21 protein-coding genes are annotated in these 18,107 nt (G+C 66.0%); 11 read left to right on the top strand and 10 right to left on the bottom strand.

Translation table 11 applies throughout. The annotated features are described in order from the left end of the window. Positions 1–15 precede the first annotated feature (15 nt). Positions 16–804, bottom strand: coding sequence for a DUF2470 domain-containing protein (locus VJV41_RS15350; RefSeq protein ID WP_325335189.1), 789 nt, complete (start codon positions 802–804; stop codon positions 16–18). A 114-nt stretch (positions 805–918) separates the two neighbouring features. Between VJV41_RS15350 and pheA the strand changes: the two genes are divergently transcribed. Continuing rightward, a complete protein-coding gene (gene pheA / locus VJV41_RS15345; RefSeq protein WP_325335128.1) occupies positions 919–1,839 on the top strand; it encodes a prephenate dehydratase in 921 nt (306 codons plus the stop codon). After that, entirely contained in the window at positions 1,836–2,522 is a 687-nt protein-coding gene (locus tag VJV41_RS15340) for a histidine phosphatase family protein (RefSeq protein ID WP_325335126.1), read from the top strand. Before pheA ends, VJV41_RS15340 begins: the two co-directional genes overlap by 4 nt. Before the next feature lie 52 nt (positions 2,523–2,574). On the opposite strand, the gene VJV41_RS15335 is transcribed toward VJV41_RS15340, so the two are convergent. Next, a complete protein-coding gene (locus VJV41_RS15335; RefSeq protein WP_325335124.1) occupies positions 2,575–2,763 on the bottom strand; it encodes a hypothetical protein in 189 nt (62 codons plus the stop codon). A 123-nt stretch (positions 2,764–2,886) separates the two neighbouring features. Between VJV41_RS15335 and VJV41_RS15330 the strand changes: the two genes are divergently transcribed. After that, entirely contained in the window at positions 2,887–3,861 is a 975-nt protein-coding gene (locus VJV41_RS15330; RefSeq protein ID WP_325335122.1) for a pirin family protein, read from the top strand. Here the strand turns inward: VJV41_RS15330 and VJV41_RS15325 are convergent. Both VJV41_RS15325 and VJV41_RS15320 read right to left on the bottom strand, forming a co-directional pair. Next, positions 3,858–5,999, bottom strand: a complete 2,142-nt coding sequence (locus VJV41_RS15325; RefSeq protein WP_325335120.1) for an FUSC family protein — start codon at positions 5,997–5,999, stop codon at positions 3,858–3,860. The two genes, VJV41_RS15330 and VJV41_RS15325, sit on opposite strands and share 4 nt — an antisense overlap. Before the next feature lie 237 nt (positions 6,000–6,236). Beyond that, positions 6,237–6,803 (bottom strand): TetR/AcrR family transcriptional regulator, encoded by a 567-nt coding sequence (locus VJV41_RS15320; RefSeq protein WP_325335118.1) that lies wholly within the window; start codon positions 6,801–6,803, stop codon positions 6,237–6,239. Between the two features lie 166 nt (positions 6,804–6,969). Here VJV41_RS15320 and VJV41_RS15315 point away from each other — a divergent pair, with 166 nt between their 5' ends. From VJV41_RS15315 to VJV41_RS15285, 7 genes are all read left to right on the top strand, one after another. After that, positions 6,970–7,608 carry a TetR/AcrR family transcriptional regulator gene (locus tag VJV41_RS15315; RefSeq protein WP_325335116.1) on the top strand — a complete coding sequence of 213 codons (639 nt, stop codon included), beginning with the start codon at positions 6,970–6,972 and terminating at the stop codon, positions 7,606–7,608. A 114-nt stretch (positions 7,609–7,722) separates the two neighbouring features. Further along, on the top strand, positions 7,723–8,655 hold the full coding sequence (locus tag VJV41_RS15310) for a class I SAM-dependent methyltransferase (RefSeq protein WP_325335114.1): 933 nt from the start codon (positions 7,723–7,725) through the stop codon (positions 8,653–8,655). Between the two features lie 137 nt (positions 8,656–8,792). Continuing rightward, a complete protein-coding gene (locus tag VJV41_RS15305; protein WP_325335112.1) occupies positions 8,793–10,229 on the top strand; it encodes an aldehyde dehydrogenase family protein in 1,437 nt (478 codons plus the stop codon). 36 nt (positions 10,230–10,265) lie between these two features. After that, entirely contained in the window at positions 10,266–11,129 is an 864-nt protein-coding gene (locus VJV41_RS15300; RefSeq protein ID WP_325335110.1) for an SDR family oxidoreductase, read from the top strand. Between the two features lie 7 nt (positions 11,130–11,136). Continuing rightward, positions 11,137–12,099, top strand: a complete 963-nt coding sequence (locus VJV41_RS15295) for an NADPH:quinone oxidoreductase family protein (protein ID WP_325335109.1) — start codon at positions 11,137–11,139, stop codon at positions 12,097–12,099. After that, positions 12,099–12,803, top strand: coding sequence for a haloacid dehalogenase type II (locus VJV41_RS15290; protein WP_325335106.1), 705 nt, complete (start codon positions 12,099–12,101; stop codon positions 12,801–12,803). Before VJV41_RS15295 ends, VJV41_RS15290 begins: the two co-directional genes overlap by 1 nt. Further along, positions 12,800–13,285: a DUF456 domain-containing protein gene (locus VJV41_RS15285; protein WP_325335104.1), complete on the top strand. Its 486-nt coding sequence runs from the start codon at positions 12,800–12,802 to the stop codon at positions 13,283–13,285. The genes VJV41_RS15290 and VJV41_RS15285 overlap by 4 nt, the downstream gene beginning before the upstream one ends. Here VJV41_RS15285 and VJV41_RS15280 read toward each other — a convergent pair. The 4 genes from VJV41_RS15280 to VJV41_RS15265 form a co-directional block, all read right to left on the bottom strand. Continuing rightward, positions 13,279–13,452 carry a (2Fe-2S)-binding protein gene (locus tag VJV41_RS15280; protein ID WP_325335102.1) on the bottom strand — a complete coding sequence of 58 codons (174 nt, stop codon included), beginning with the start codon at positions 13,450–13,452 and terminating at the stop codon, positions 13,279–13,281. The genes VJV41_RS15285 and VJV41_RS15280 overlap by 7 nt on opposite strands. After that, positions 13,452–14,087 carry a fatty-acid--CoA ligase gene (locus VJV41_RS15275; protein ID WP_325335100.1) on the bottom strand — a complete coding sequence of 212 codons (636 nt, stop codon included), beginning with the start codon at positions 14,085–14,087 and terminating at the stop codon, positions 13,452–13,454. The genes VJV41_RS15280 and VJV41_RS15275 overlap by 1 nt, the downstream gene beginning before the upstream one ends. Positions 14,088–14,191: 104 nt before the next feature. Continuing rightward, positions 14,192–14,989, bottom strand: a complete 798-nt coding sequence (locus tag VJV41_RS15270) for a tyrosine-protein phosphatase (RefSeq protein WP_325335098.1) — start codon at positions 14,987–14,989, stop codon at positions 14,192–14,194. Continuing rightward, positions 14,989–16,212 (bottom strand): acyl-CoA dehydrogenase family protein, encoded by a 1,224-nt coding sequence (locus VJV41_RS15265; protein WP_325335187.1) that lies wholly within the window; start codon positions 16,210–16,212, stop codon positions 14,989–14,991. Before VJV41_RS15265 ends, VJV41_RS15270 begins: the two co-directional genes overlap by 1 nt. A gap of 78 nt (positions 16,213–16,290) precedes the next feature. Between VJV41_RS15265 and VJV41_RS15260 the strand changes: the two genes are divergently transcribed. Continuing rightward, complete coding sequence (locus tag VJV41_RS15260; protein ID WP_325335096.1) at positions 16,291–16,752, top strand: nuclear transport factor 2 family protein; 462 nt, start codon at positions 16,291–16,293, stop codon at positions 16,750–16,752. A gap of 55 nt (positions 16,753–16,807) precedes the next feature. Here VJV41_RS15260 and VJV41_RS15255 read toward each other — a convergent pair whose 3' ends face one another. Together VJV41_RS15255 and VJV41_RS15250 are read right to left on the bottom strand one after the other, a co-directional pair. Next, entirely contained in the window at positions 16,808–17,050 is a 243-nt protein-coding gene (locus tag VJV41_RS15255; RefSeq protein WP_325335094.1) for a hypothetical protein, read from the bottom strand. 163 nt (positions 17,051–17,213) lie between these two features. Next, positions 17,214–18,068: an LLM class F420-dependent oxidoreductase gene (locus VJV41_RS15250; protein WP_325335185.1), complete on the bottom strand. Its 855-nt coding sequence runs from the start codon at positions 18,066–18,068 to the stop codon at positions 17,214–17,216. Between the last annotated feature and the right edge of the window lie 39 nt (positions 18,069–18,107).

Raw genomic sequence — 18,107 nt, 5'->3', positions numbered from 1 at the left:
TAGCGGGCGGTCGTTCTAGAGGCGGCGCGCGCGCAAGCCGTTGAGGAACGGACAGCCCATCAGCACGCGGATTGCCTGGCTGAGCCCGGTCACATCGTCGACCGGTTTTGCGAACGGCAGCCGCACGTCGTGGTCGCCGTCATCGTTTTCCACTCGCAGCCGTACGCCGTAGCGATCCAGGCCCAGCGGCCAGACTCGACCGCGGCGCAGCGACGCCGGTAAGCGCGACGCGAGCCGGTCGACCACCTCGCGGTGCGCGGAGTCCAGATGCTGCAGCCAGCAGGACTCCATCGCGCAGAACGGGTCCGGCTGCGCTCCCAGCAGCGTGCCCACCGCGACCGACTCGGCACCAGTGGAATCTGCGACCACCACCGACCCGATCTCTAGCCGCATCAGCGTGTAGCGGACGTCTTCGTCGGACTGGGCGGGTCCTGAATTGACTTGCAGAAGCGCGGGATTGGGATCTTCCTTGGCGATCAGGTCGAGCAGGGCAGCGACCTCGTCGAGGGGGACGGTGTGCAGGTGCCCGCGGATCCACACCAGCGAACGCACGGGCTCACGCACCGGCACAGGCGCGTAGTCGGTCATCTCGAGCACCGCCTGTACGCCGGTGCATCCCGCGTCAATGACCATGTCGGCCAGCGCCGTGTCGGGTGGGACGGTGATCGCGAACGAGCCGTCGTCGAGTAGGTGGTGCACTGGCGTGGCGGTCGGTTCCGCACCCTCGACGACGAGCATCGCACCGGACGCCCGCACGCATGCACTGCGGATCCGCTCAGCCGTCGTCGGTGCCGCTGCAGTGATCAACGCCGCCTCCTTAAAAGTAGGTGAGCCTAAGTTAACTTCAGACGCGGCGAAGCGCAAGGCTTCCCGAAGCGATGACCGGGGCGGGGCGCCGACACCCGATAGGGTTGAAATGTGCCCCGCATCGCCTACCTCGGCCCGGAAGGGACCTTCACCGAGGCGGCCATGCTCAAGATGTCGGCGCACGGTCTGATTCCGACCGAGCCGGCGACGATCACGCCGATCCCGACCGAAAGCACCCAGTCCGCACTCGCCGCGATCCGGTCCGACGACGCCGACTACGCCTGCGTGCCGATCGAGAACTCCATCGAGGGGTCGGTGGTACCGACGCTGGACACGCTCGCGAGCGGGACGCCACTGCAGATCTTCAGCGAACTGACCCTCGACGTGTCGTTCACGATCGCCGTCCGGCCGGGCACGTCGGCCGCGGACGTCAAAACGGTCGCGGCATTCCCGGTCGCGGCCGCGCAGGTGCGCAACTGGTTGGCACACCATCTGCCGAAGGCGCAACTCGTACCGGCGAACTCCAACGCGGCGGCAGCGCACGACGTGGCCGACGGCCGCGCTGACGCGGGGGTGAGCACCGCGCTGGCCGCCGAACGCAACGGCCTGACCGCACTGGCGACCGACGTCGTCGACGAACCCAACGCGCGCACGCGGTTCGTCTTGGCCGGGCCGCCGGGGCCGCCGCCGGAGCGTACAGGCGCTGACCGCACATCTGTCGTCTTGCGCCTCGACAACGTACCCGGCGCGCTGGTATCGGCGCTGACCGAATTCGCCATCCGCGACATCGACCTCACCCGCATCGAATCTCGGCCCACACGAACCGAATTAGGCACCTACGTCTTCTTCCTGGACTGTGTCGGGCACATCGACGACGACGCGGTCGCCGAGGCACTCAGAGCGCTGCATCGTCGTTGTGTAGATGTGCGATATCTGGGGTCGTGGCCAACCGGGTCGGCGGCGGGTGCAACGCCGCCGCCTCTGGACGAAGCGTCGCAATGGCTGGACCGGCTGAGGAAGGGAAAGCCGTGAGCGGACGGCTGGTGCTGGTCCGGCACGGACAAACACACGGCAACGTCGAACGCCGGCTCGACACGCGGCCCCCAGGCGCGCAGCTGACCGACCTTGGCCGTGACCAGGCCCGCACATTCGCCCGCGAACTGCCGCACCGCCCCGCGATGCTCGTCCACTCGGTCGCGGTCCGCGCCGCCCAGACCGCCGCAGAAATCGGCGAGGAACTGGGGCTGCAGACCCACGAATTCGATGGCATTCATGAAGTCCAGGTGGGCGATCTCGAGGATCGCAACGACGATGACGCGATCGCCGAGTTCGAGACGGTCTACCAGCGTTGGCACGAGGGCGATCTCGGTGTGCCGATGCCCGGCGGGGAAAGCGCCGACGAAGTGCTCGACCGCTATGTACCGGTGCTGACACAACTGCGCATGCGTCACCTCGACGACCACGAGTGGCATGGCGACATCGTGGTGGTCAGCCACGGCGCGGCGATCCGGCTCGTGTCGGCGGTGCTGGCGGGCGTCGAGGGCAGCTTCGCCCTCGACCATCACCTGGCCAACGCCGAGACCGTCGTGCTGGCACCGATCACTGACGGGCGGTGGAGCTGTGTGCAGTGGGGAACACACATGCCGCCGTTCTACCCCGAGCCCGACGTACACCCGGTGGAAGATGCGCTGCAGTCCGCCGACCCGATGGGCTGAACTCAAATAGCGACGAGGGCCGAGCCCTCAAATAGCGACGAGGGCCGAGCCCTCAAATGGCGAGAGCGACGACGTCGCCGCATGTGCAGCCGATCGCGTCGCAGTCGATGACGAACGCGTGCACCACTTCGGGGGAGACGCAGTCGTCCTCGGTGCATTCCGTGCGATATCGGGTGTGGTGAATGACGGTGCCGTGGCAGTGCTCGAGCCCCGCCAGGCACTCGCGGCATTCACTGCTCATGGCCCGTTCATAGCACCGGCCGGAGGCAAAGCGTGGTTGCCGCGCCTACACGGAGCGCGCCAAAGGAATAATCGGACCACGGTCCGGTTATACGAGGTGGCTCTGGATACATGGGAGGTACCGATGCCAGCAGTAACCGCCAAAACACTCACACTTCCGCGGATAGGGCTGTCCGCGCCGTCCGAGACGGAACGCCCGGTCCGGTCGATCACCACCGGCCCCCGCGGTTATGAGGGCGAAGGATTCCCCGTCGTCCGCGCGTTCGCCGGAGTCGGCACCGCCGACCTCGACCCGTTCGTCCACATGGACCAGATGGGGGAGGTCGAGTACCAGCCCGGCGAACCAAGAGGTACCGACTGGCATCCGCACCGCGGATTCGAGACTGTCACCTACATGATCGACGGTCGCTTCGCGCACCAGGACTCACACGGCGGCGGCGGGCTCATCACCGACGGCGCAACGCAATGGATGACCGCCGGGTCGGGCATTCTGCACATCGAGACACCGCCCGCCGAGCTGGTGGAGAGCGGTGGGGTGTTCCACGGCATCCAGCTGTGGGTGAATCTGCCCCGGAAGGACAAGTTCGCGGCACCGAGGTACCAAGCGATCGAAGGCAACCAGGTCAAGCTGCTGTCGTCGGACGACGGTGGAGCGCTGGTCCGCATCATCGCCGGCGAGATCGACGGCCATCAGGGTCCCGGCGCAACTTATAGCCCAATTGCATTGGTGCACACAACGATTGAGCTCGGCGCCCGTTTGAACATGCCGTGGAACCGCGAGTTCAACGCGTTGGTGTACGTGTTGTCCGGTCACGGCACCGTCGGACCCGTCGATCATCCGATTCATCAGGGCCAGCTGGCCGTGCTCGGCCCCGGCGACCGGATCAGCGTGGCCGCCGACCGCGGTCAGGACTCGAACCGGCCCACGCTCGAGGTGCTGATCCTTGGCGGCAAGCCGATCCGCGAGCCCGTCGTCCACTACGGGCCGTTTGTGATGAACACCAAGTCCGAGCTGATCCAGGCACTCGACGACTTCAATGCCGGCAAGTTCGGTGTGATCCCGCCGAATGCGCTGATGCCGCACCGGCCGATCGGCTAGCCCGCTGCCAATGCCTTGCCGCCCTTCGGATAGAGCAGCTCCAGTTCGCCGACGTTGGCCGCAACCGTGACCAGTGGCAGTGCCGCAGAAATCGCCAAGTCGCCACCGGTGGCCTCGGCGCGTAGCGCGAGAACGAAGTCGTCGCTGATCGGCGGCAGGGCTTGGCCGGCGCCGGTACCGAGCAGCCGCTCACATACCGCCTCGGTATGTGTCTCGAGCACTTCGCGTGTCTTGGCATAGACCGCGAGGGGCGGTGGGACGACGTCGGCGATCAACTCCGCAGCCGCCCGCAACCGGATCGCACGGTTGGCCGCAGTGATCACCGGCGCACGGAAGTCCGTCTTGCCGCCGCTTTCCGAAAGATACTGGCGCACTGCGTCATCCACCGTGCGTGACGCCTCGAGCGCGGAGTGGCTCAACGCGATGACGCGGTCTGTCGCCTCCTCCGAAGCGCCACGCGTCACTCGCCGCACCGCCGCCTTCAAGAACGTTGCGCCGACGGTGCGGGCATTGGCGATCGCCTTGGATACCAACGCCGTCGCGCCGCGCGGCCACAGCAGCATCGACACGATCACCCCGACCAGCGCGCCGACCAACACGTCTTCCACGCGGATCAGGCCAACACTCCAGCCCGTCGGGACGATCAGGTTGAAGTTGATCAGGACCATCATGGTGAACGCAGCCTGGCCGGCGATGAATGACGCGACCTCGGGAACAAACGCGGAACCGAACGCCACTACTGGCAGCAACATCCACATGACGATCGGGTCCACACCGACCAATTCGATGACGACGACACCCAACAGGAACCCGATCACCGTGCCCGTCACGGCCCGAAGCACCCGCGTGCCGGTCGTCAATGCACTGCTGCGCAGCACCGACATCGCCGCCAGCACCACCCAGAAGCCGTGCTGAACCGGAAACAGGTGCGTGACGGCGACGGCGACCGCGAGGCCGAAACCGGTGCGAAAGCTGTTGCGTAGCACCACTGCTCGCGTGGCAAAGAAGCCCTTGGTGATCGCGGCTACGGCCACGGTTTCCGGCATCACCCAGTCGGCGGTGCCGGTTTCCGGCAGGCGGCGGCCGAGCACGCGCGCCCATACCGGACGCGCGTCGGCGGCCGCGGCGTTACGGATCAGACGACCGGTCACTCCGACAGTGGCGGAAAACGTACGTCGGCCCAATAGCTTTCGACCGACCGCGACCGCGGCGTCGTCGTCACCTTCATTGAGGATCTCGACGATGTCGTCGCGGTACCGGCCCTGCGCGATGACCCGCAGCTCGGTCAGAGCGGCGTTCAAATCGACCGCACCGGCCGCGCGTTGTGTGACGTTCGGGCTGACCAACACCGCGGCCGAATCACGCAGCACTCGAACGATCGGCGCCTGCATATCCCCGAGTAGGCGACTGCTCTCCCCGGTGATTCGGTCGGACAACCAGCCGAGGTCGTCGACCACGCGCACCAATGCGCGGCTTCCCGCCGTCAGCGCGACAGGCCGGTAGTCGGCGCCGATGAAGTTGTCCCACAACGCGTTCATCGCGCGCGTGACGTCCTTCGGCGTCGCGGCGCCCTCCAGACTGTCCGCCAACGCGCGGCATACCGCGGCCGCGTGCTGGCGGAGCTCATCGTGGTGGCGAGGCGCCAGCAGGAACAACGCCGCGGGAACGCACACCGCCAACGCGATGGCCCAGCCCAGTAGCCGTTCGGGTATGGGGCCTGCCGGCGTGCACGCGGGCAGCACGAACAGCAGCAGTGTGGCCCGCTGGCCGGCGGCGATGATTTCGCTGAGAACCCCGGCGAACGTCACCGCGACTCCGAGCACGAACATCGCTGCGACGCTCACCCACGGATAGGGCGCCACCAGAGTGCCGACGGTGATCAGCACGGCGCCGTTGATCGCCAGCCCGCCGTACGCCAGCGCGCGGGCAGGGCGGTTTCCCGGGAAGTCCACCAGGATCAACAGCGCCACCGAGCCGAAGATCGTGAACAACGGCGTCTGCGAGCCGCCTCCGACCGCGAAGCTCACCGCGGCCGCGATCGGCAGCACGATGGCGGCCCGTGTGGCGCGACGCAGGGCGTCGTGTTCCGGGTCGCGTTGTTGGACCCGGTTCGCCACTCGGTGCCATAAGCCGGTCATGTCAATGCGCAATGATCTTGACACCCACCACGACGACGCCGACGCCGATCAGACCCGCGACCGTGATCGCTTGCTGCCACCACGACAGGTGGGTCCGGCGCACTGCAAGTAGTGCGATGACGCTGAGCTCGCCGGGTGGCCAAGCAGGAGATCGCTCCGTAGAGCCGTTCGCGCAGCAGTGAGACGACGTGATCGACCGGGTCGTGGTCGTGGTCGTGGTCGGTGTCGCCTGCCGCGCTAGTCACCGGTGGGCACCGAAGCGAATCGGCCGGAGTCGAGCGCGTCGAGCAGCTGTCCCGCGATCCATTCCAGTGCATCGGTGTCGCGCGGCAGGGTGGCCTGCTCGAAGCCGACGAGCAGATAGACGCCCCACGCCGCGAACAGCTTTGCCTGCTTCTTGTGCTGCAGAATCTCGAAGGCCGACTCGTACATGATGTCGAAGCGCTGCTGGTCCACCACGGCCTGAATCCCGTACACCTGGGGGTCCACCGAGCTCCACACGCGGATCGCCGCCTCCGCGCCGTGCGGCAGGGTCAACCCGGCCTGGATGAGCGAGTCGATGCGGCGGCGCGGATCCGGCTCGGCGCGCACCGCCTCGATCACCTGCACAGTGCGGGCCTGCATCCAGTGCGCGACGAGTTCGGAGGTGTAGGCCGGCCAGCCGGAGAAGTAGTGATAGAAGGAGCCGGTGGTGACGCCGAGCCGATTGCACACCTCGGCCAGCTTGAGGCCGCCGTAGCCCAGATCCGACAGCACGTCGAGGCCGGTCTCGAAATACGACTCACGCGAAACGACGCCCGCCATGGGTTTGCACCCTAGTTCGACGTCGCCGACGGCTGTGCGCGGAGTCGCGAAGCCGGGCGAGGATTCTTGTCCGCGTGGAGCGTTGTCGTTTGCTGAAACGACATGCCGACGTCGTTGCGGGTGCCCACCTCCCTGACGGCCCAGTGAGCTGTGGCACAATTTGACCGTGCCGCAACACACGGCGAGTCGTGGACCCGGGCGTCCTCCTGCAGCGAAGGCTGCCGAGACGCGCGAGCGCATCGTACAAGCCGCTCGCGAGGTGTTCAGCGAACTCGGATACGACGCTGCCACGTTTCAGGCGATCGCGATCCGCGCCGATCTGACCCGACCGGCGATCAACCATTACTTCGCGAGCAAGGGCGTTTTGTGGGCCGAGGTCGTGGAGCAAACCAATGCGATGGTAGTTAGCGCGGGCAAGGCGCGGGCGGAGAGCGAGACCAGTTTGATCGGCCGGCTGTCGGCGTACTTCGCTGCCACAATGCAGGCTGACTCCGAAGATCGTTCTGCAGCAGCCTTTCTCGTCACCTCCGTGCTGGAGTCGCAGCGTCATCCCGAGCTCAGCAACGATGAGCACGACTCCTTGACGAACTCGCGTGACTTCGTTACGTGGGCGGTCAAGGACGCAATCGAGCGAGGCGAGCTAACCACCGACACCGACGTCAACCATCTCGTTGAGATGTTGGTGGCGGTGATGTGGGGCATGGGCTTCTACGCGGGCTTCGTCGGTGACCATGACGACCTCGGCGCTGTTGTGCACAAATTCGAGCTGTTGATGGCAAACAAGCTCTGGCAGCTGCACCAATAGGCACCGTGAACTAGCGCACATTTCATGTAGCTATACTAACTTTTTCGGTAGCATTGCGAACGGAATGTTCGATTTGACTGTGCTGCCGCGCACGCGGCTGGATGGAGAGCTTCGATGAGCTCGTTGCGTACCGACGACGACACCTGGGACATCGCCACGAGCGTGGGATCCACCGCAGTCATGGTGGCCGCGGCCCGCGCCGCCGAGACCGAGCGGCCCAACCCGCTGATCCGTGACCCGTACGCCAAGGTGCTTGTGGCCGGCGCAGGCACCAGCGCGTGGGAGTTCATGCTCGACGACAAGTTCGTCGCCAAGCTCGCCGACGCCGACACCGAAGCCGCCGCGGTCTTCGAGCACATGGGCGCCTATCAGGCGGTGCGCACTCATTTCTTCGACGCCTTTTTCACCGATGCCGTCACGGCGGGTATCCGCCAGATCGTCATCCTCGCTGCCGGCCTGGACTCGCGTGCTTACCGCCTGCAATGGCCGGCGGGCACCACGGTCTACGAGATCGACCAGCCAAAGGTGCTGGAGTACAAGTCGGCCACATTGGATGAGCACGGGGTGGCTCCGAGGGCAGTGCGTCGCGCGGTCCCGATGGATCTACGCTTCGACTGGCCGAACGCCCTGCAGCAGGCCGGTTTTGACGCAAGCGCGCCGACGGCCTGGTTGGCCGAAGGCCTGCTGATGTACCTGCCCGCAGAAGCACAGGATCGGCTCTTCGAGCACATCACCGCGCTGAGCGCGCCAGGCAGCCACATCGCGGCGGAGACCATGGGTGTGCAGTCCGACGAACGACGCGCGCAGATGCGGGAGCGGTTCGAACGGATCGCGGCACAGTTCGGCATGGAAAGCACGCTCGATGTGCAGGAGCTCATGTACAGCGACCCGGACCGCGCCGACGTCGCGGCTTGGCTTGCCGAACACGGATGGGCCTCGATGGCGACCTCCTCACGTGAAGAGATGGATCGCCTCGGCCGTGCGGTCGAGATTGCGCAGACCGACGGCGACCCGTTTTCGACGTTCGTCACGGCGGTGAAGCGCTAGAGGTGCTTGAGGTTCAAGCCTGCTGACGTTCGTCACGGCTGAAAACACGCATTTCGCTCCGCTCAAGTTGGGCCTTCTGGGCGACCCAACCGGTTGGTTACGATCGGTTATTCCTCGGGTCAGGAAGGACACCAACCATGACCACCGAATCTCTGTCCAATGTCGCCGGCCAAGCGGCTCCAAGCCCTCACGAGCCCGTCATTGCCACGCCCGACATTGCAGGCATCGTTCGGCGGCTGCGGGAAACCTTCGCCACGGGCCGCACGAAGAATCTCGACTGGCGCAAGCAGCAGCTGCAGGCGCTTGAGAGAATGATGCTCGAGAACGAGGCGGCCGTCGCCGCGGCGCTCGAGCAGGATTTGGGCCGCAAGCCGTTCGAGGCATGGTTGGCCGACATCGCCAGCACCGCGGGCGAGGCCAAGGACGCCGCTAAGAACGTCCGCAAGTGGATGCGCCGCAAGTACCGCTTGCTGGAGATGTCACAGCTGCCCGGTCGGGGCTGGGTCGAGTATGAGCCCTACGGCACGGTGCTGGTCATCGGTGCGTGGAACTTCCCCTTCGTGTTGACGCTGGGACCCGCCGTTGGTGCCATCGCTGCAGGCAATGCCGTCGTCCTCAAGCCCTCGGAGGTATGTCCGGCCTCGTCGGCCCTGATGGCCGAGCTGGTGCCGCGCTACCTCGACAACGACGCAATCGCAGTGGTCGAGGGTGACGGCTCAGTCAGCCAGGAGCTCATCGCGCAGGGATTCGACCACATTTGTTTTACGGGTGGCACCGAGATCGGCCGGAAGGTTTACGAAGGCGCCGCACCGCACCTGACCCCGGTGACCTTGGAGCTCGGCGGCAAGAGCCCGGTGATCGTGTCCGCGGACGCGGACATCGACGTCGCGGCCAAGCGAATCGCCTGGACCAAGCTGATGAACTCCGGCCAGATTTGCATCGCACCGGACTACGTGCTGGCCGACGCGAAGATCCGTGACGAGCTCGTCGACAAGATCAAAGACGCCGTAACGACGTTCGAGTCGCAGAATTCGGGCGGCAAGCGGATCGTCAACCAGCGGCACTTCGACCGGCTGACCACCTCCCTTGCGGCGACCAAGGGTGAGGTCGTCATCGGCGGCGGTTCGGACGCGTCGAAGATGTCCATTCAGCCCACCGTCGTCGTCGATCCCGACCCCGCCGAACCGTTGATGACCGACGAGATCTTCGGTCCGATTCTGCCGATCATGACAGTCCAATCCCTCGACGACGCAATCGGTTTCGTCAACTCGAGGCCGAAGCCGTTGGCCGCCTATCTGTTCACGAAGACCAAGAGCATTCGCGAACGGGTCATCAAAGAGGTGTCGGCAGGCGGCATGGTGATCAACCATCTGCTGTTCCAATTTTCGACCAACAAGTTGCCGTTCGGCGGCGTCGGGCCGTCGGGTATGGGTGCCTACCACGGCAGGTTCGGCTTCGAGCAGTTCAGCCACAAAAAGTCGGTGATGACCAAGCCAACCCGACCCGACCTCGGCGCCTTCATCTATCCCCCGTATACAGAGAAGGCGTGGAAGCTGGCGCGCAAGCTGTTCTGACCCCAAGCGCCGGCCCGATTGAGGAGAGGAACACCAGTGCCAGGAGTGCAGGATCGTGTCATCGTCGTCACCGGGGCCGGAGGCGGGCTGGGGCGCGAGTACGCGTTGACGCTCGCCAAAGACGGCGCCAGCGTCGTCGTCAACGACCTCGGCGGTTCACGTGACGGTACCGGCGCCGGACATTCGATGGCCGATGAGGTGGTCAACGAAATCAAGGAAGCCGGTGGCCGGGCGGTGGCCAACTACGACAGCGTGGCCGAGTCCGACGGTGCGCAGAACATCATCAAGACCGCTCTGGATGAGTTCGGCAAGATCGACGGCGTGGTTTCCAACGCGGGCATCCTGCGCGACGGCACGTTCCACAAGATGGAGTTCGCCAACTGGGACTCCGTGCTGAAGGTGCACCTGTATGGCGGCTACAACGTCATCCGCGCCGCCTGGCCGCACTTCCGCGAGCAGAGCTACGGCCGCGTCGTCGTCGCCACCTCCACCAGTGGGCTTTTCGGCAACTTCGGTCAGGCCAACTACGGCGCTGCCAAGCTGGGGCTGGTTGGCCTGATCAATACGCTGGCGTTAGAAGGCGCGAAGTACAACATCAAGACCAACGCGCTCGCGCCGATCGCTGCGACCCGGATGACGCAGGACATTCTGCCACCTGAGGTGTTCGAGAAGCTGACGCCGGAGTACGTCGCACCAGTGGTGGGCTACCTGATGAGCGAGGAAGTGCCGGACAGCGCGTCGGTGTTCATCGTCGGTGGAGGCAAGGTGCAGCGCACCGCGCTGTTCCAGAACGAGGGTGTGACGTTCGATCACGTGCCAAGCGTCGACGACGTCGCGGCGAAGTGGGCCCAGATCGACGACCTGTCGGCTGCGCAGCAGGCCACCTTCAGCCTCGGCTGACTCGTAGATGAAAGCGCTTGTCGCGCAGGAGCTTTCTGGGCCATCGGGGCTGGTCTACACCGACGTCGATGATGTGGGCGGCGATGACGTCATCGTCGTGGATGTCGGTGCCGCCGGGGTCAGCTTCCCCGACCTGCTGCTGCTGCGGGGTGAGTATCAGCTGCGGCTCGAGCCGCCGTTCATCCCCGGTATGGAGGTCGCCGGGGTGGTGCGATCGGCGCCGTACGAGTCGGAGTTCAAACCGGGCCAACGGGTGACGGCGCTCTCGATGCTCGGCGGGTGGGCTGAACAAGTGGCGGTGCCGTCGGCCAGCCTCAAGCACACGCCGGATGACGTCGACGACGCCGAGGCCGTCGCGCTGCTGGGCAACTACCAGACGATGTATTTCGCGCTGGCCCGCCGTGGCGCGCTGCGCCCGGGGGAGACGGTACTGGTGCTGGGATCGGCGGGCGGCGTTGGCACTGCGGCCATCCAGATCGCGAAGGCGTTGGGCGCCAAGGTGATCGCGATGGTGCACCGGCCGCACGCGACAGAGTTCGTGGAGTCGCTGGGCGCAGACGTTGTGCTGCCGCTTACCGACGGTTGGCTCGAGGCGGTGAAGGAACACACCGGCGGCCACGGCGTCGACCTCGTCGTCGATCCCATCGGCGGCGAGGCGTTCGACGACGCGATCCGGGCGCTGGCAACCGAAGGCCGGCTGCTGGTCATCGGCTTCGCTGCCGGTGGAATCCCGACCGTCAAGGTCAACCGGCTGCTGCTGCGCAACGTCGCGGTCGTCGGCGTCGGATACGGGGAGTACGTCAACCGCAAGCCGGGGTCCCAGTCGGTGTTCGAGTTCGGAGTCACCGAATTGGTCAAAGCCGGGCTGCGACCGCCTCCGCCGGTGCGGTTTCCGTTGGCGAAGGGCGCGGAAGCGTTGGAGACGCTGGCCAGCGGTGGCGTGCAGGGCAAGATGGTCCTGGAGCCGTAATGACTGCGCGGGCGTTGGCCTTCGACGTGTTCGGCACCGTCGTCGACTGGCGATCCAGCATCACCGGCGAGCTCGAGGAGTTCGGCCGAAGCCATGGCGTGCAACAGGATTGGCCCACATTCGCCGACGACTGGCGGGCGGGATACGCCCCGGCGATGGACCGAGTGCGTCGCGGTGACCTTCCGTGGACAAGGATCGACGACCTGCACCGGATGATCCTCGAGGAGCTGCTGGGCGCGGCCGGTGTCACGTCGATCTGCAGTGAGGAGGTCGACGAGCTCAACCGCGCCTGGCACCGGCTCGACCCATGGCCGGACTCGGTCGCCGGCCTGACCCGGTTGAAGAAGCAGTTCCTCATCACGACGCTGTCGAACGGCAACGTGTCGCTGCTGACCAACATGGCCAAGCGGGCCGGATTGCCGTGGGACTGCGTCATATCCGCGGAGCTGTTCCGCCATTACAAGCCGGACCCCGAGGCTTACCTCGGTTGTGCCGACCTGCTCGACGTCGCGCCGGATGAACTGATGCTCGTCGCCGCGCATCCCAGCGACCTCAGGGCGGCCCGTGATGCGGGCCTGATGACCGCGTACGTCGCCCGGCCGCTGGAGCACGGTCCCGGCCGTCGGCCACCCAGGGTCGAGAATGGCGAATTCGACTTCGCCGCAAGTGATTTTGTCGACCTCGCCGAACAGCTCGGCGCGTGAGCACCGGCGGGATCGTCCTGGTCGCGGTCGCCATCGCCGTGGGCCTGATCGGCATCGTGGTCCCGCTGCTGCCGGGAAGTCTGTTGGTGTTGGGCGCGATAGCGGTCTGGGCCATCGTCGAGAACAACGTCACGGCCTGGATAACGCTCGGTGTGGTGACGGCGCTGCTCGGGTCCACCACGCTGATCAAGTATTTGTGGCCGGCGCGGCGGATGCGGGCGGCCGAGGTAGGCACGTGGAGCCTGGTGGCCGGTGGCGTGCTCGGCATCATCGGCTTCTTCGTGATCCCGGTGCTCGGGTTGGTGATCGGATTCGTGCTGGGCATCTATTTGGCCGAGCTGTCCCGACACCGAGATCAGCGGGTGGCGTGGACGTCGACCGTGCACGCTTTGAAAGGCGTTGCGCTATCTGTGGGTGTGGAACTGGCGGGTGCGCTGATGGCCACCGTCGTATGGGTGGTCGGCGTCTACCTGACTCAGTAGTCCTTCGGTGTGAACGAGTCGATGATCGCGCGTACGGTGCGCCGGCACCGGCCGCACTGCGACCCGGCTCCGCACACGTCGGCAACTTGTTTGGACGTCGACGCCCCAGCCTCCACCGCCCGCCTGACCGTGTCGCTGGTGACGCCGAGGCACAGGCACACATACATCAGGCGTCGTCCCGGCCGGCATCGTCGATGCGCATCGCGTGCGCGAGCCTGCCGACGAACACCGGCGGATAGGCGCCGACACCCGCATCGGAGAGCCATTCGGCGGCAGTCTCGGGCCGGTGCAGCCAGCGCTGAGCGCTGTCCTCGTCGGCAAGCTCCTGCAGAAACATGATCTCGTGGGCATCGTCGAAGGCTTCGAACATCATTACCCGGCGAATTCCCGCCTTGCGGAACAACTCTCGCGTGTTGCGAATATGGAATCGGAACCTGTCCGGATCATCGACGACGGTGAAGCCGACGATGACGACACCTGGCGGAGCGGAGCCATCAGCCGTGATGTCGAACCGTTCGATCAGCTCACCCGCGAACACCGCGGGCAGGTCGTCGACACCGACGGCATCGAACCAGCCGAAGAACGTGCGAGACCTCAACAGTTCGGCAACCGGCTCGCGGGTGTGCAACGCGATTGTCACCAATACGCGTTCGGGATCGGTGGTCGAGGTGTAGACGAACACGTGGTGCGCCCCGAGCGCGGCAAGACCGTCACGTCGCCGATTCAGCAACGGCCATACCCGCGTCGGGTCCGGCACGCGGTAGTCGGTGGTCAGCACGAGCGAGTGCGATTCGTGATTCATCGTCGGTGAACGAGGCTACGCATCATCGCGCGAAGGCACCTTCATTTTTGTACGCCTAACGAGCGACAACTTGCCTGTCGCTGGCTAGCCGGACAAAATGCGAACTATCCCAGGAGCGCCGTGCGCACCCGCGCGACATCGTCAGCTGCCACCCCTGCGGCTTCGAGGTAATTGCGCAGCGAGCCGTAGTTCTGCTCGATCGACCGGCGCGCGGCGTCGAGGTAGTCCACTTGCACGCCAAGCACCGCGTCGGTCAGGCGTGCTTCTGCGAAAGTAACCACTTCAGGCGTCTCCGAACGGTCGCGGACCGACTCCAGGATCTGCTCCCGAAGCTGTGGCACCGCGGCATTGCTGCGCAGGAAGTCGGCCATGATCGCGTCGCGGTCCACGCTCACCGCCTCGAGCACTGTGGCCACGGTGAACCCGGTGCGGTCTTTGCCCGCGAAGCAATGTGTGATCACCGGCCGATCAGCGGCGAGCAGCGAAATGACTTGGCGCACAGCGCGTTGCGCACCACCAAGCGTCGGAAACCGCAGATACTCCTCGGTCATGAACCGCCTGGCGGCCACCGAGACGTCCTCGTCGTCGGGCTTCTCGCTCATCATCTTCTGGAAGGTGGCCTCATGCGGCGCCTCACCGTCGACGGCCGACACATCCGGAAACGGCAGCAGGTGCACCGCAACCCCGTCGGGCACCTGCCCCGGGCCACGACGCTCCACTTCCCGCGGAGAGCGAAGGTCCGCCACATCGGTGATGCCGAGGCGGCGAATCAGCTCACGACCTTCGTCGGAGAGTCGACTCAGCTCGCTTGACCGGAAGAAGCGGCCCGGCCGCACACCCGTCTCCTCCGCGACATCGCGAAAGTTCCACGCCCCCGACAGTTCCCCGAGCCCGACAGCCACTAATGCGTCCCTTGCGTCACGGCGCGCGCGAAGGCGCTCTTCTCTTTTCCGACCTCTGCGCGGGCGACGGTGCGCATGTGCACCTCGTCGGGGCCGTCGAACAGCCGCATCGCACGGTGCCAGCTGTAAAGCCGCGCCAGCGGGAAGTCGTCGCTGACACCCGCGGCGCCGTGCACCTGGATGGCGCGGTCGATGACATTGCAGGCCACCTGCGGGGCGACGGCCTTGATCTGGGACACCAGCAGGTGTGCCTCCTTGTTGCCGTGCTGATCGATGGTCCACGCCGCCTTCTCACACAGCAGTCTGGCCTGGTCGATCTCGTTGCGCGACCGGGCGATCTGCTCGCGCACCACGCCCTGTTCGGCCAGCGGCTTGCCAAACGCCACCCGCTTCTGCACCCGGTCGACCATCAACGCCAGCGCCCGCTCGGCTGCCCCCAAAGCGCGCATGCAGTGGTGGATACGGCCAGGGCCCAGCCGCGCCTGGGCGATCGCGAAGCCCGCGCCTTCCTCACCGAGCAGGTTCCCCACCGGCACTCGTACGTTGTCGTAGACGATCTCGGCATGCCCGTGCTGGTCTTGCCAGCCGAACACGGGTGTCGACCGCAGAATGTTCACACCCGGGGTGTCAATCGGCACCAACACCATCGACTGCTGTTGATGGCTTGCGGCGTCGGGATTGGTGCGGCCCATCACGATCAGGATCTTGCAGCGCGGGTCGGACGCCCCAGTCGTCCACCATTTGCGCCCGTTGATCACGTAGTCGCCGCCGTCGCGAGCGATCGTCGTTTCGATGTTGCGGGCGTCGCTGGAGGCGACCGCCGGCTCGGTCATCGAGAACCCGCTGCGGATCTCACCCGCCAGCAGGGGCTCGAGCCACTGCTTGCGCTGGGCCTCGGTGGCGAACAGATGCAGGGTCTCCATGTTGCCGGTGTCGGGCGCCGCGCAGTTGGTCACCTCGGGCGCGATCTCCAGGCTCCAGCCGGTCAGCTCGGCCAGCGGCGCGTACTCCAAATTGGTCAGCCCCGATTCAGCGGGCAAGAACAGGTTCCACAGCCCCCGCTCCTTGGCCAGGGCCTTGAGCTCCTCGACGATCGGCGGCACGGTGTGGTCGTTCGGCCCGGCCTCTTGGCGGTAGCGGTGATATTCCGCCTCGGCGGGGAAGACGGACTCGGTCATGAAAGCGGTCAGCCGCTTGTGGTAATCCTGCGCCTTGGCCGACATCGCGAAGTCCATGCCTGCACGATATGACACCTGTCGAAGGCCGGAACAACGCCGCCGTCTCAAGCGTAGATATTGGACATGACCGAAAGTCGTCCCCCATTTCCGCCGTTCACACTCGAGACCGCCAAGCAAAAGGTCCAGGCCGCCGAGGACGCCTGGAACACCCGTGACCCGCAGCACGTCAGCCTGGCCTATACGGTCGATTCGCAGTGGCGTAACCGGGACGCGCACGTCGTCGGCCGCGACGCGATCGTGGCGTTCTTGACCCGTAAGTGGCAGCGGGAGCTCGACTATGTGCTGAGAAAGAGCCTGTGGGGTTTCCGCGAGAACCGCATGGCGGTCCGGTTTCAGTACGAATGCCGCGACGCATCGGGGCAGTGGTACCGCAGCTACGGCAACGAACTGTGGGAGTTCACTCCTGAGGGGCTCATGGCACGGCGTGAGGCCAGCATCAACGACGTGAAGATCGACGAATCGGAACGCCGCTATTTCGGCCCGCGGCCCGAATCGGAGTACGGGGTCGACATTCCGTTGTGGTGACATAGCGAGGCCCTCCCGGGATACGCCGCCTGGGAGGGCCTCTGTGGAGGGTGGACTATTCGCCGCCGCCAAAATCGACGTTGCCGTGGTGGCGGTGCCAATTCCCGCCCGGGTAGACCAGGACCGGCGGCTGCGCCTTGACGTTCGGCGTGGCGACGATGCCGGGACGCGGCGACGGATCGTGGGTGGGGTAGGTGCCAGCGTTGGCCATGCCGGCCAGTCCGAGCGCGGCGCCGCCGAGGATTCCGGCTGAGATGGCCGGCAGGGCGATGTAGCGCGCGAAGCGGGTGGTGTTCATCTGAGTTCTCCTGTGTCCGTTGACGTTTGATGTCTTGCGCCGGTGTGTTCTGGCGATGACTCAAGACTGCCGCTTCGCAAGCGGTTTGTATGTCGGGCGACTGGAGGGTGCACAGGATGAACCGCCTGTCCCCCGATCGGGGGAAGGCGCAGTGTTGCGGGCCCTACAGCTGGGCGACCGCTTGCAACACGGACAGGTGGTCGTCGACCGTGCGCAGGCCCGCGCCCATGGTGTTCACCGACACATGGGTGGCGCCGGACTCGGCCCACTGGGCGAGTTCGTCGGCGACCTGCCTCTTGTCCCCCCGCCAGATGACTCGGCCTTCCATGCCGAGCGCGGACGGATCCCTGCCAGCCGCGTCGGCCGACCGTGCCACGATCTCGCGAGCTTCGTCGAGTTGCGGTCCCGGCGACATCATCGGAAACCATCCGTCCGCCAGCCGGCCCGCCCGCTCCAGCGCCGGTCGCGACGCGGCGCCGATCCACACCGGTATCGGCCGCTGCACGGGAAGCGGAGCCAGCCCCGCCCCGGTCACTCGATGGTGCTTGCCGTCGAACGACACGGTCGGTTCGGTCCACAGCCGGCGCATCACGTCGATCTGCTCGCCCAGCCGCCTACCCCGGTTGGTGAATTCCTCGCCGAGTGCCTCGTACTCGACGGCGTTCCATCCGAGCCCGACGCCCAGGCGCAGCCGGCCCTCGCTGAGCAGGTCGACCTCCGCGGCCTGTTTGGCCACCAGCACCGACTGGCGTTGCGGAAGGATGATGACCCCCGTCACGAGCTCCAGCGTGGAGGTGACCGCCGCCAGGTAGCCGAACATCACCAGCGGCTCGTGGAAGGTGGTGTGCACGTCGTACGGGCCGGCCCAACCGGCGTGAACCGCGGGGTCGGCGCCGACTACATGCTCGTAGGCCAACAGATGGGTGAATCCGAGTTCCTCTACGCGTTGGCCATAGGCACGCACTGCTGAGGCGTCGCCGCCGAGCTCTGTCTGGGGGAATACCACTCCGATTCGCATACCTTGGGCCAACGCATTGAGGCCCTCCCCAAATTCCAT

The sequence above is a fragment of the Mycobacterium sp. genome (assembly GCF_035274705.1).
Classification (GTDB): Bacteria; Actinomycetota; Actinomycetes; order Mycobacteriales; family Mycobacteriaceae; genus Mycobacterium.
The sequence above is the reverse complement of the archived record's forward strand: the minus strand, read 5'-3'. Positions and strand labels throughout refer to the sequence as shown.